10 protein-coding genes are annotated in these 13,809 nt (G+C 59.6%); 2 read left to right on the top strand and 8 right to left on the bottom strand.

From position 1 onward, the window contains the following. Positions 1–2: 2 nt before the first annotated feature. The 6 genes from ACOOHD_RS14145 to ACOOHD_RS14120 all read right to left on the bottom strand — a co-directional run bounded on the left by ACOOHD_RS14145 (position 3) and on the right by ACOOHD_RS14120 (position 8,854). Positions 3–3,110, bottom strand: coding sequence for a type I restriction endonuclease subunit R (locus ACOOHD_RS14145; RefSeq protein WP_420458529.1), 3,108 nt, complete (start codon positions 3,108–3,110; stop codon positions 3–5). 55 nt (positions 3,111–3,165) lie between these two features. After that, positions 3,166–3,801 (bottom strand): hypothetical protein, encoded by a 636-nt coding sequence (locus ACOOHD_RS14140; protein WP_420458528.1) that lies wholly within the window; start codon positions 3,799–3,801, stop codon positions 3,166–3,168. Between the two features lie 533 nt (positions 3,802–4,334). Further along, positions 4,335–5,054 carry a TIGR04255 family protein gene (locus ACOOHD_RS14135; protein WP_420458527.1) on the bottom strand — a complete coding sequence of 240 codons (720 nt, stop codon included), beginning with the start codon at positions 5,052–5,054 and terminating at the stop codon, positions 4,335–4,337. A 133-nt stretch (positions 5,055–5,187) separates the two neighbouring features. Then, the gene (locus ACOOHD_RS14130) at positions 5,188–5,343 is read right to left on the bottom strand and encodes a hypothetical protein (protein ID WP_420458526.1); all 156 of its coding nucleotides are present in this window, start codon (positions 5,341–5,343) and stop codon (positions 5,188–5,190) included. Positions 5,344–5,499: 156 nt separating this feature from the next. Further along, positions 5,500–7,479 (bottom strand): 4Fe-4S binding protein, encoded by a 1,980-nt coding sequence (locus tag ACOOHD_RS14125; RefSeq protein ID WP_420458525.1) that lies wholly within the window; start codon positions 7,477–7,479, stop codon positions 5,500–5,502. Then, positions 7,469–8,854: an NAD(P)/FAD-dependent oxidoreductase gene (locus ACOOHD_RS14120; protein ID WP_420458524.1), complete on the bottom strand. Its 1,386-nt coding sequence runs from the start codon at positions 8,852–8,854 to the stop codon at positions 7,469–7,471. Before ACOOHD_RS14120 ends, ACOOHD_RS14125 begins: the two co-directional genes overlap by 11 nt. A gap of 128 nt (positions 8,855–8,982) precedes the next feature. On the opposite strand from ACOOHD_RS14120, the gene ACOOHD_RS14115 reads away from it, so the two are divergent. Continuing rightward, positions 8,983–9,711: a tRNA pseudouridine synthase A gene (locus tag ACOOHD_RS14115; RefSeq protein ID WP_420458523.1), complete on the top strand. Its 729-nt coding sequence runs from the start codon at positions 8,983–8,985 to the stop codon at positions 9,709–9,711. On the opposite strand, the gene dtd is transcribed toward ACOOHD_RS14115, so the two are convergent. Then, positions 9,712–10,164, bottom strand: coding sequence for a D-aminoacyl-tRNA deacylase (gene dtd / locus ACOOHD_RS14110; protein WP_420458522.1), 453 nt, complete (start codon positions 10,162–10,164; stop codon positions 9,712–9,714). A gap of 94 nt (positions 10,165–10,258) precedes the next feature. Then, complete coding sequence (gene rpmH / locus ACOOHD_RS14105; RefSeq protein WP_420458521.1) at positions 10,259–10,414, bottom strand: 50S ribosomal protein L34; 156 nt, start codon at positions 10,412–10,414, stop codon at positions 10,259–10,261. 222 nt (positions 10,415–10,636) lie between these two features. Between rpmH and ACOOHD_RS14100 the strand changes: the two genes are divergently transcribed. After that, positions 10,637–13,792, top strand: a complete 3,156-nt coding sequence (locus tag ACOOHD_RS14100; RefSeq protein WP_420458520.1) for a trypsin-like peptidase domain-containing protein — start codon at positions 10,637–10,639, stop codon at positions 13,790–13,792. Positions 13,793–13,809 lie beyond the last annotated feature (17 nt).

Below are 13,809 nucleotides of genomic sequence, written 5' to 3'. Positions count from 1 at the left end.
GCTTAGGCGTGGCCCCGAAACTCGTTCAGGTACTCCGTCACGATGAGCTGGTTCACGTACTTGACGCTATCGGGGCCCAAAGGTATATTTTGTTGGTTGAAGAAGCCGTTTATAACAATCTTTGTCATCTCGCTCTGGAAGTACGCCTCGTTGTTCAGCAGCTGTTGGTTCTTCAGCACCCGCTCGTCGGCGGCCTGCTTCACGGTACTCAGCGCCGCGAAGAGCTTCCGGTCGCTGGCGCTGATACTCCCCTGTTCCCGCACCCGCTTGTGTACCCGTACGGCTTTTTCGTCGCCCGCATACTTTGCCCGGAGCTGCCGGTTCTTGCGCAGTAGCTCCCGGGCCTTGTCGCGCAGCGCCTCCAGTGCCCGGTTGTTCGCGATCATTTCCTCCTGGCTCGTCCCGTCGAGTCCTTTTTTGCGAAACAGCCGCTCCAGCTCCTCGTACAGATTGACGTACTCCGGGTCCTTCTTGTCGAAGTTGTCCGCCAGGGCTTCCCGTGCCTGCCGTAGGTTATCCTTAAGCTCATCGGCCAGCCGCAGCTCCTCCTCTCCGATCTTACTGAATAGGAAGACAATGTCTTCCAGGGCGAGATTGAGCAGACTGGTATTATCCGCGTCGTTATCCAGCGCGTCGCGTTCCCGTAGTAGCGCCAGGCGGTTGTTCGCTTCCCGTGACAGCGTAGGTAACAGCTCAAAGTCTAGCTTGTCGAGCAGCTCGAACTTGCCCTGTAGCCGGATTAGGTTATACAGTTCCCGCGCATTAGTCAGCACCCTGGTCAGCTGCCTCATGGTGTCCAGATCGGTGATCTCGCTCACCTGACGGCTGAAGGCCTCGGGGTTCGTGGTATCGTATTCCCACAGCACGTCCTTAATCTCCTCGATCTCGGCTACGATCTCCGCCTCCGTCTTGAACAGCCGGGAGTAGTGCTCCATCTCATCACCCAGCTCCGCCTGCAGCTCGTTGAAGTAGTCACGGTTCGTCGCCTCGAACTCACGGCTGATGTCGGCAAAGTCCACCACGTAGCCGTAGCGGGCATCTTTGTAGGTGCGGTTCACCCGCGTCAGCGCCTGTAGTAGGTTGTGGCGCCTGATCACCCGCGTCAGGTACAGTTTCTTCAGGCGTTTGGCATCGAAGCCGGTCAGCAGCATGTTGTATACGAAGAGGTAGTCGATCTTCCCGTCCTTGAAGGCATCGACCCAGTCCTTACGGTCCTGTTTATCCCCCACGTCATGCAGGATCAGGGCCGCCTTACTCGCCGGAGCGGTCAGTATATCCATATACGGCACCTCCCCCAGGTTCTCCGCCAGGTCAGGTACGATGGGGGGCGGGGCCGCGGGTGCGGAGGTTGTGGTAGCAGCGGTAGTCCGGCCACGCTCCGCCGCAGTGAATTGCCGGTACAGTTCCCGTGCCTGCTCCGAGCTATCGCAAACCACCATTGCCCCGACGCTTGCATCCAGCGGCCCCGCCGGCCCCCTGCTACGCTCAAAATCCTCGGTTACGTACCGCAACAGCGGAGCCACGAACTTGGGGTGGGCGTAGATCGCCCGCTGGTCGAAACTTCCCTTCAGTACCGCAAGCTCCTTGAGGACCGCCTCTAACTCTACCCGGTACTGGGTAGAAATCTCCTCCCGGATCAACCGCAGCGTGTAGCCATCGGCAATCGAGGCGTTGTAGTAGTACTTATGGATGTAGTCACCAAACAGGTCCTTGCTGTTGTACTCCGAGCTGAGTAGCGGGGTGCCCGTCAACCCGATCTTGATGGCGCTGGGGTCCGACTGCTCCAGGTTAGCCAGGAAGCTACCCCTAGGATTATAACTGCGGTGCACCTCATCGAGAAAGTACACCCGCTGGATGTCGATGGCGTAGTCCGACGTAGTAGTCGCCGTAGCGTCGTCACTAAACTTCTGGATGTTGACCACCGTAATCTCAGGCTTACCACTTGCATTGTGGATGGCCGTTTGCTTCTTGATGTCCTTCAGAAAATCCTCCCGCGAGTCGACGTGGTGTACCGCTAATCCCCGTGCCGAAAACTCCTTGGAGGCCTGGGTCAGCAGGTCCAGTCGGTCCACGATGAAGTAAAACTTCGGGATGGTACCCCGGCCGCGGAAGTACTCGGTGAGGTACTTCACGTTGTAGAACGCCAGCGCCGTTTTGCCGCTTCCCTGGGTGTGCCAGATGATCCCCTTACGCCCCCCTTCGTCGAGCCTGCGCCCGATAGCCCGGGTGGCGAAGAGTTGGGGGTAGCGCATCACGTGCTTCTCGATGTGCTGCGCGTTTCGGACGTAGGCGAAGGCGTACCGAAACAGAAATTCTAGCCGCTCCTTACTCAGTAGCGAAGTTAGGATACGGTTGGTCGGCGTGTCCGGCTGTTTGTTGAGCTGAAATTCGCCGTTGTGTTTGATGACCTGATAGTTGGTGTCCTTCAGCACCAAGTCTTCCAACGCATCCATGTCCGCTACCTCCCCGACGAGGTGGGTCGTGTCCTCTTCTTCCCGAAAGTAATTGAACACCGGCTTTCCGTAGGCCGGCGCCGCATAGAAAGCGCCCTGCAGTATGGAGTGGGTAGCATCATCGTACTCCATGTTATTGCTGAAAATCATCAACTGCGTCAGGTTGATAAACTTACGAAAGGCCGGCAGGGTAGCCCGCGTTTTCATCCGGTCCTGCTCGGCGTGTAATCCGTTTTGGTTGTTAGGCTTCTTCACCTCGATGAACACCAGCGGCATGCCGTTGATCAGGCAGATGATGTCCGGCCGGAACTCCTCCTCCCCGTGCTTATAGGTAAGCTCCGTAACTACGTGGAAGCTGTTATTGCTGAAGTTCTTCAGGTCCAGGAGCTTAAATCCCGACTGCTCGGTTAGCTGCTCAAAGAAGGCCTGCCCCAGATCGGCGTTATCGAGGTTCAGCACGATGTCTTGGTAGGCGCGGTTGACCTCATCTTCGTCTGCTCCTGGGTTGATGCGGAGCAGGCTTTCCTGAAAAATGTCTGGAAAGATGTTGGTTTCTGTGTACCGTCGGGCCTCCTTCAGAGAGAGGTAGGTGTAGCCTAAGCGACAGAGGTGGAGGATGGCCGGGATTTTTACCCGGCTGTCTTCGTTGAATTTCATGAGGGAGCGTATGCGCTGGGTAAGTTAGTAGAATTATGCATGCGCTCACGTCCGTTCAGGTATATATCCCTAAAGGAACGGGTCTAAGCTCACCACATTCCCAGTGAACCAACCGCCGCAGTTTGTTCCGACCAGTTTCGAGCACGGCCCTTCTTCGCTTCTTGATCGAGCTCGTGCTACCCTCTCTATAAGTCTTCACATCTATTCCCTTGCCGTCATACCAACGCACGGAAACGTGCCAGAAATTAGCCATTGTTGGGGTGTGAAGCGTACTGGCAGTGCAGGCATCAACCGTGCCATCCGTGGAAGTGACCTTGAACTTTAGGTCATTAAGGTCCTGACCGCTAAGAAAATAGTTCAGCACCTGGTCATTGCGTTTAAAATCCTGCGCGGTGATGGTAGGTGAGGTAACTCCCGGCTTCCAGGCGTAGGTAAGCTCCCCTTTACGGCCACCCACGATCTTTAGCCGGTTGTCCTTTGGTAGGAAAGTTCCAAGCAGGGATGTGGAAAGATCCTTTACATTGTCAGTGGGCGAATCAATTTTAGCGGCAAGAGGCAGGCCATTCTTGTCTAGAAATTCCTCTTTTGTACCGGAAAAGGAGCGGGTAAACGTACTGGAACGGAGGAACGCTTCATTACGAATAAAGCGGAAGTGAGCTTCGGGAAGCAGGCGGTGGGGATAGTCCGTCATCCAACGAATGTAACCAAGGTGACTTGCTTATGCCTCGATTTGTTGGAGCACCTCAGTCAAGGTGCCATACAGATTTAGTAAGTCCTTAGTGCCTTCGAACTGATTGTAAATAAGTTCCTGTGTCTGTTCTTCTTCGTCTATGTACAGCGTAAAATCTTCTGAGCATCCAGGGGAGGTGATCAGGGTGATGACTACGGATCCTTCTTGGGTTAGACTCACTACAGTACTCATACCCGTGCGGTGCCGATCTAGCCACTTGGCAATTCGCATCACTCCATCTACCAGACGGAATAAATCAGATCGGGGTTCACCGTCATTCTTTGCTTGGGTCAGTAGCTCATAAACCAACTTATCGACAGCGCTAACTGCGACGGAAGGGTTGATCGTTGTACCTGAGTATATTGATCCACTTTGCGTTAGAAACGCCGAATTTAACACTTGATCCGCACCGGTCAGTGCACCGAACCGGGGGGATCGATTTGGCACGTAGGCTGACCGAGAGGTTGGTGTAAGGGTTGGCATAAGTGTCGATGTTAGTAAGATGGACCGAACCGTCCGACGAAATCTTCGGGCAACAATTGACCGAACAGAATAGCCTTGTTTAGGTCATGAAGGCGATCTGCTAGGTCGATCACTTCTTTAATTTCTACGGTTGGTTCACAGTGTTCCTGTAAGTCTATATCAATAACAGAACCTAGTTCGTCCTGGTTATCCCTTGACGGGAGAGCGTTACCGATGGTCACGCCAATTAGGGTCTCCTCCTGGACAAAATTCCATCGTACTACTCGATTGGCTTCACTAAAGCCTTCCAAACCAGTCTCCGTAAAGCGTTGGATGACACCGTAGATATCAATCCCGGCGAAGTCGTTAATATACCTAAGCCCAACCCCCGTGAAGTGCAGGATCGTTTCGTCACCGAGGTGTTCCAAAGTTTCCGTAAGCACTGGACGATAGTTGTCAGCATAACCTGGATATTGAACCCTTACGTTGAAACTGAGTGCGTTGGGTGGAAGTGCAAGCCTGAAATCTCCTCTATGCAGTTCAATTATCCGATTGGCCTGTACAACCAGTTCCTGCCCCAGGCGGATCGGAAGTTGAAGTCGATTTTCTGGCAACTTCCAGCTACACTGTCTGAGTTTTTCAAACAGCAGACCTTTGATCAGCTCCGGTTCTATCTGCGGCTCGTAGCGAAACTCAATGATCGCGTCGCGCAGAAACGGCCGGTCGAGTGAGATCGGAATGCGGTTCGCCATAGCAGTCATTCAACGTGGGGAAGATAGGAACATTATGCGATTGCTACTCCTAGTTGCCGTTATTGACTTTGCACCCGCGGCCCCGCCCCCTAAAACCCCAACTCCCCCGCCCAAGCCACCAGATCACGCCGCTTCACACTAAGCCGGTAGCCCGGGCGGGGTAGTCGCGGTTCCTGCGACCGTACCGTCGCGGCCCATCCCGTTGTAGGCATTCCACGAAGGCACAACTGGTGAATCCTTCTTCATTCGCTACAATGCCGACGCCGTGGCGCAGGATGGTAAGGTCCAAAACACGTTGATTTAGGTGAGTGTAGGTCGCATGAAACGACTGATAGGCACGAACCTAAGTCTTGTAGCAAGCACATAAGAAATGAAAGCGTAGGGAAAAGCGCTACGTAGTAATATTTCCTACGCCCAGTTAGCCCCGCACCCGCGGCCCCGCCCCCTATCCCATTAACCCCACCCCCTCCTCCTCACTCACCCGTATCACCCGCTCCGCCACCGTCCGGTACCCCGCATCCACACTGGAGTTCTCCAACCGCAGCACGCCCCGCGGACACACCGCCGCACACACCCCACACCCTACGCAACTGGCTCGTACAATGTCCTGCCCCTTTTGCGCATACGCCCGCACGTCGATGCCCATCTCGCAGTAGGTCGAGCAGTTGCCGCAGCTGATGCACTGCCCGCCGTTGGTAGTGATACGAAAGCGACTCTGAAAGCGCTGCACCAAACCGAGATAAGCGGCCAGCGGACAGCCGAAGCGGCACCATACCCGATTACCCATGAGCGGATAAAAGCCCGTGCCCACCACGCCAGCAAAGCCCGCCCCGATGAGGAAGCCGTACCACTTCTGTACCTTCCAGGTCTCGAAACCGAGCAGCTGGGAGGTGCCGGTGAAGTAGGAGTAGAGCGTCAGGGCCGTCATGAGGATGGCCGCCAGCAGCACCCCGTGGATGATCCAGCGCTCGAACTTCCAGGCGCGCAAGGACTTGTCGCTGAGCTGCCGCCAGGGATCGCCCATGGTTTCGGCCAGTCCGCCGCAGCCACAGACCCAGCTACAGTACCAGCGCTTACCCACCAGGTGCACCATGAGCGGCACTCCGACGATGACCAAAAAGATGCCCCACACCAGCATGAAGGTGCCCAGCGCCCCGGCGCTCTGAAACTGATCGAGCTGCCAGCCGAAGAAGAAGTCGTAGTCGAGCGGCCAGATGTTTTTGAGGTCCTGTTGCGGTTGGTTGAGGGCACCCAGAATCTCGGGGATCAGGAAAGCGAAGGCCGTCTGGAAAAACATGATCGACAGCGTACGCGCGATCTGGTACTTATTGTGGCGGTACTTGGCGATCATGCGCACGCCCATCACCAGGATGATGACCGTATAAAGCGTCCCGTACAAAAACCACTGACTGGCCATGGTACCGAACAGCCCCCGCTTAATGGGGTCGACCATCGTCACCCAGGCCGTCACGTGGTGGGGCATCCAGTACAGTAGCACGTAGAAACCGATCAGGTAGGTGCCGGCCAGGATACCGAGGTAGGCCGATAACCCCTCCGGCCCCGCATCGCGGGCGTCGCGGCCGAAGGAGTGTTGCACGAACAGCACCAGCCCGATGATCAGTAGCGCGATACCCGCCGTCACCGCCGGCCAGAAGTAGTCGCCGGCCATGTAGCGGATGCCGTAGAGCAGGATGCCCACCGCCGTAGCCGCCAGCAGCGCGCCGCGCCAGCCTACGTTGAGCCCCCGGGTGAGCTGGGAGTGGTAGACGTGGTCGTTCTTGATGCCCGGGTGGGAGCTGAATTTGGGTAGGATGTAGAGCAGCCCCCCCAGCAGTCCCAGCCCGATGGTCAGGCCCAGGAAGAGCCAGGGATTGTCTTTCACCGGCCCCCGCTCGGCCAGCATGGCTAGGGTAGCCAGCTTTTCCTTGAAGTAGACCGGATCGCCGAGGCGTACGTCCCACTCCGATATACCCTCGGGTAGGGCGTCGTCGGCCTTGAGGTGGTCGACCCGCTCATCTACCGTGATCTTAGCCATGGCGTAGACCTCCTCCACCCGGTCGGTAAAGCTGAAGCTGCTGCCGAAGGTCTGGTCGGTAAGGCCCAGCTGCCGGGCCGCCTCGCTAAAGGCCGTCCCCTGTACCTGGTACAGCAGGCGGGCCTTGGGGTCGTCCATTTCCTGGGCCGGACCGTCCTCCGTGCTGGTCTCCCCCCCCGAGGAGCCGGCCGATATGGTGCCTCCCTCCGGACCCGACTGTGGCTCCGGCGCGGAGACGTTGGGATTGGGCGCCACGGTGGCGATCAGGTCGGCCTCCGTAAGCCGGTACGACTCCACGGCCAGCATGCCGGCGAAGATCAACAGGGCAATGCAGAACAGCCCCAGGCCAACGTACTGCAGGGTGTTCTTTTGGGTGCTCTTACTGGGCATCTTGGGGGGAAATTGCGCGGGGCGTCCGCGATTTGAAGCCGAGGAATCTGAGGGCGGCGGACAGGCTACGCTGCTGGCGCAGTTGTAGGTTGCTGCCGGTCTGGCGGTTGTACTGGGCCACGACCTCGGCCTCGTACTGCTTATAAAACTCGGGGTCGAAGTTGGCCAGCCCCAGCTTCTGTAGCACCTCCTCGACGTGGGTACCGTCGGCAATCCACTTTTCGCAGACCTCGTGGCGGTAGCGGATGCCCATTAGGTTGAAGCCCAGCACGCGACCCCCGGCGGCGTCGTAGTTAATGCGCACGGATTTCTCGCCCCCGGGGTGCTCCCAGTAAATGGTACTCATTCCCTCGCGGCCGTCCGCCGGCACCTCGCCGTAGACCTGATACTCGATGTCGATAAACTTGGCGGAGTTGAACCAGATGCCCGGGTCGTAGGCCACCGGTCGGCCGAGGATATTGTAAGCTACCGTCTCCCCCATTATACGGCCGGTGTACCAGACCGCCTCGATGGGGGTACGACCGGGCCGCGGCTCCCGTACCTGGGCGCAGTCACCGATGGCGTATACGTCCGGCACCGAGGTTTCCAGGTAGTGGTTGACCAGGATGCCCTTCTTTGTTTCCAGCCCATCGGCGTTATTCAAAAAGTCAATGTTAGGATGCACGCCCGCGGTGAGGCCTACGTACTGGCATTCGATACGCTCTCCGCTTTTGGTGATCACCGCACCCGCGGCCCCGGTACCGTCGTCCACGATCTCCCGCAGCTCCGTATCGTGGCGCAGGTCGATGCCCTGGCTGAGGATGTGGCGGCTGACCATTTCGCTCTCTTCCCGGGGCAGGGTGCCACTCCAGTAACTGCGGTCGCGCACCAGCAGGGTAACGTGGATGTGGCGGCTGTGCAGCATCTCCGCCAGCTCGACCCCGATCAGTCCACCACCGACGATGACAGCCGACCTCACCTCCGGCGTGATCTCCTCCAGCAGGTTCAGGTCCTGGGCACTGACCATGCCGCCCACGCGCCGCAGGTCCTGCCCCGGCCAGCCAAATTTATTCCAGCTGCTGCCGGTAGCCAGGATGAGCTTATCGTACTGCAGCGTGCTGCCGTCGCCACAGTGCAACACCTTACCCCCGGTATCGACCCGCTCGACGTACTGCCGCAGCAGGTCGATCCGGTTCTTTTTCCAGAAAAAGGGCTCGTAGGGCATCAGGTCCTCCCAGCGCTGGTGGCCCATGTAGACGTACATCAGCGCCGTGCGCGAAAAAAAGTAGTCGCTCTCGGCCGAGATCACAGTGATGCGGACGGTATTACTGAGCTTGCGTAGCCAGCGGGCGGCGGTCACTCCGGCGATGCCATTACCGATGATGGCTACGTGCATAGAAATTTACCGTTTACAATTTACCAAGGACAATGTACAATTTGGCCGTAACAACGTACACACGAGCGCAGCGGGCAGAGCTAAAAGATTGTAAACGGTACGTTGTAAATAGTAAATTGTAAACCTCCATGCGCTACTTCGTCCACCTAGCCTACCGCGGTACCCACTACCGGGGCTGGCAGCGGCAGAGCGGCGACGTTCCTACCGTACAACAAACGATAGAGCGGGCGGGGTCGCAGGTGCAACGTCAATCGGTAAAAGTCGTTGGCTGCGGTCGCACCGATGCCGGCGTCCACGCCTCCGAGTACTACCTCCACTTCGATACGCCGGAGCCCATCCGCGACAACTGGCTGTTCGTGATGAATAAGCTACTGCCGGATGACATCGTCCTCTACCGCGTCTGGGAAGTCGCTCCCACTGCCCACGTCCGCTACGATGCCCGGGCGCGCACCTACGACTACCATCTCCACACCCACCCCGACCCCTTCCTGGCGGTGGTCAGCAGCTACTACGAGCTCCCCAGCCTAGCTACCAACCGGATCGACGCTGCCCTGGCAGTCCTCACCGGCCCCCACGATTTTCGCGCCTTCTGCCTCACGCCCGACCGCCACAATACCACTACCTGCGATTTACGTGAAGCCAGTCTACACGTGGAAGGGCCGGGGCGCTACCGCTTTCGCTTCGTGGCCGACCGCTTCCTGCGGGGCATGATTCGCATCCTGGTGCACCAGCTCCTGCGGGTAGCGGCGGGGCAGGTGACGGCTACAGAAATCGAGAGTGCCCTAGTCACGGGTGAGCGGCTTGGTATCGGGCAGGCGCGGCCGGAGGGGCTTTTTTTAAGCGGGGTGGCGTATTAACTACTCCCGCGCCCGCGAGTCCATCCAGATCGTCACCGGCCCGTCGTTCACCAGTGCCACCTGCATATCGGCCCCGAACTCACCGGTTGCGACATCCCGCCCGGCTACCTCACCAAGCCGCGCCACGAACCGCTCGTACAGCGGCACGGCCACCGCCGGCGGCGCACTACGCGTAAACCCCGGCCGGTTGCCCTTCTTGGTGCTGGCGTAGAGGGTAAACTGGGAGACGACCAGCAGCCCGCCGTCGATGTCCACCACGCTCCGGTTCATCTTCCCCTCCTCATCACTGAAAATGCGCAGTCGGGTGAGCTTGCCGCAGAGGTAGTCGATGTCCTCTGGCCCATCCTCGCTTTCAATGCCCAATAGGATAAGTAGGCCGGAGCCGATCTGGCCGATCATATCGCCCTCTACGGCTACGGAGGCTTTTGTCACTCGCTGGATGAGTATGCGCATACCAGCAAAATTAAAAAAGCCCCCAACACCACACGGCGCAGGGGGCTCCAAATTTTGCAACCTTCCGGGAGTTTACGCCGGCGGTATCAGTTTCTTACTTCTTGTAGGTCTCGTCGCTCACGGTGAGCTTGTAGCGGCCCTTGGCGCGGCGGCGGGCCAGCAGCTTGCGGCCGTTCTTAGTCGACATACGGGAGCGGAAGCCGTGCTTGTTGACGCGCTTACGCTTGGAGGGTTGGAAGGTCCTTTTCATCGCGGGATAATTTATCGGGCCGACTCAACCGGGCCCAGGCTGCAAAAGTCGGGCAAAGATACGCCTTTGCCGCCAAACCTACAAAGCGGCTAAACATTTTATTCGCCCCGTAAATGTCCCGTACCTTTCCGGAGCCCCCAAGGCCTCCCGATGCTGCGTTCGCTTATTGTACCGGTACTGCTTCTCTGCTGCGTATGGTCCCCGCTACATGCCCAATACGGCATGTCGCGCGCTACCCTAGCCGCCGTGCCTACCGCCGAGCTGCCCCTGCAGGACAACGCCGCCCTACGCAGCGCCAACGCCGCGAGCCGTAAGCCGAATCGCCCCGAGGAGTTCGCCGTAAGTCTGCCGGTCGACCTCGATCCCGCCACCGCCGGCCGCTGGAGCGAGCATGGTGGCCGTGCCGTGTGGCAACTCCGAGTGCATAGCGCCGGGGCCAGGTCGCTCAACCTGGGCTTCACCGACTACCGCCTGCCCGAGGGCGCCGAGCTCTACCTGGCCACCGCGACCACCCGCTACGGCCCCTTCACCGCCGCCGATAATGCCGACCACGCCCAGTTCTGGTCACCCCTCCTGCCGGGCGACGAGCTCCTGCTCGAACTAGTCATGCCGGGCAATAGTACCGAGGGGGCCGCGCTCCACCTCAGCACCGTCAACCACGATTACCTCGGTATTATCAGTCAACTCAGCGGCAACTGCAACATCGACGTAGCCTGCGGGGCGGCCGACGGCTTTCCCTTCATCGAGGACTACCGCGACGCCATCCGCAGTGTAGCCGCCTACACCCTCGATGGTCGCGCCAAGTGTACCGGCTTTCTGGTCAATAACACCAACCAGGACGGCCGGCCCCTCTTCCTCACCGCCGAGCACTGCCGCATCACGGCCAACAACGCCCCCACACTGGTTACCTACTGGAATTTTGAGAATAGTAGCTGCCGTGAGCCCGGCTCCCCAGCTAGTGGTGAGCAGGGTGACGGGAGCCTGAAGACCTTCAACTCCGGCGCCCGCCTCCTGGCCACCTACCCGGGTACCGACATGACGCTGCTTGAGCTCAGTCAGCCCGTCAACCCCGCCGCCGGGGCCTACTTCGCCGGCTGGTCGGCCGAGGATGCCCCACCCACCGATGGGGTAGCCATCGTCCACCACCCCGAACTCGACGAAAAGCGCATCTCGTTTTCCGGCCAGCCCACCGTAGCCGCTAACTCCGCCGGAGTCACCCTCACCACGCCGGACTTCAGCTACATCAAGGTCGTCTCCTGGGACGAGGGCACCACCCAGGGCGGTTCCTCCGGTGCACCCCTTTTCGACCGCGACGGGCGGGTGCGGGGTCAGCTATTCGGCGGACTGGCCGGCTGCGGCAACGAGCAGTTCGACGTTTTCGGCTACCTCAACCGCAGCTGGACCGGCGGCGGTACCCCCCAGACACGCCTTCAGGACTGGCTCGACCCCTGCGGTACCGGTACCCGTAGCAGTGACGGCTTGGATCAGTCCGTACTCTCCGGCCAAGTATTCGCCGACCGTAGCTGCCTGACCCGCTGTGTAGTGGAAGCCGCCACCTTCACCCTGCGCGCCGGAGCGGATTTTCCCACCGGTAGCGAGATCATCATCATAGCCCCCACAGTACTCGGCATCACCGCACCGCCTACGGCTATCCGGGGCCGTCCCTTCACGGTACGCTATCCGGGGGGCGGTGCGGCTACTCCGGGTAGCTATCCGGTACAGGTGGTGCTTACCGCTGGCGCGGTCACCGATACCGTGGTACTAAGCCTGACTCTGCTCGACGCGGTACCATCCGAAGTACCCCGCCCCCTCCTTCCCGCCACGAACCAACGAGACGTCGACCCCTTCGCCGCCTTTAGCTGGCAGTCCCTGCCCGAGCCGTTCACCTACGATCTGCAGGTAGCGACGCGGGCGGACTTCAGCACCCGTACCCTCGACCTCAGCGCCCTGACCGCCCCCAAATACGGAGTGACGGATGCCCTGGCCGGAGCCACTACCTACTACTGGCGTACCCGTGCCCGTAACTCCTGTGGGCCGGGGGAGTGGTCCGAGCCCCTGTCCTTCACCACCGCCCCGCGGCAGTGCCTATCCGCTACCGCCGCCCTCCCCCTCACGATCCCCGAACGGGACTCGGTGCAGGTCGTAGCCGAGGTGACGATCAACGAACCGCTGGAGCTCACCGCCATCGAGATTCACCTCGGTGTCCAGCACTCCTTTACCGGCGACCTGTACGCCGACCTGGTCAGTCCAGCCGGGGAGATCATCCGACTCTTCCGCCCCCTGATGAATGGCCTCTGCACCGGTACCGACCTCTACATCGATTTATCCGACGATGGAGCGATCAGCGCCGAAACCTTTGCCGGTAGCTGTCCGAATCAAACCCCCGGCACCTACCTCAGCGTGCAACCTCTGGACACGCTGGCTAATTTGCTCGGCACTTCTGCGCAGGGCGTCTGGCAACTTGTCCTCACCGACCGGGCACCGCAGGACGGGGGGGAGCTCACCGACTTCGACCTGCGCGTATGCGGCAAGACGAAAGAGCAGCGTGACCTAAGCGTAGGCCTAGCCACCCCCAGCATCGTAGCCTGCTCCACGCAGGGCGGCCGTAGTCAGCTTCAACTGGGCGGTGACTTTACCGACGAGCTCACTCTTGCAGTGACCGCCGGCGCCACCCCCCTCGACAACTACACCTTTACCTTCGATGCCAGTACCGGCCTACTCGACGTGACCTTCAGTGCCTGGACCTTCGCCGAGCAGGGTCCCCAACCCCTGGTATTCACCGTCTTTACGGAGGACGGCACCGAGCGGCGGGCCACCCAAACCCTGACGGTCCTCCCCGAGCCGGTCGCGGTCGAGCCCCTTTCCACCGAGCTCGAGGCCAGTCAGGCTACCTTCCGCTGGGAAGCCGCCGTTGTAGATGCTACCTATACCCTTCAGCTATCCGACAAGGACGATTTTACCACCCCCTTCTACTCCCAAGCTACCCGGGAGACTATTCTATCCGCCCCCCGCGAGGCACTGCCGGCTACCTTTTATTACCGCTTGATCACCACTACCGACTGCGGTACGCTGGAGGGCCCCGCCCGCCAGGTGGAACTCGATAAGATCAATGCAGTACACGACTTGGGCGGTGATCGTAGCGTCGTGCTCTTTCCCAATCCTACCCCCGGCCAGCTTACCCTCAGTCGCCAGGGCAGTTGGTCGGGCGAGGCACTCCACGGCGTACTGTACAGCACCTCCGGTCAGTCCCTCCGCACCTGGAATAACCTACGCAGCGAGCAAGAAACCCTTCAATTAGGGGACCTGCCGGCCGGCGTGTACTACCTGCGGCTCAGCAGTCAGACCGGCGCCCAGACGAGCCGCGTGGTGCTGCACTAACTACCTTGCACCGGCGC

It is taken from the genome of Neolewinella sp., from assembly GCF_965214665.1.
GTDB lineage: Bacteria > Bacteroidota > Bacteroidia > Chitinophagales > Saprospiraceae > Neolewinella.
The sequence above is the reverse complement of the archived record's forward strand: the minus strand, read 5'-3'. Positions and strand labels throughout refer to the sequence as shown.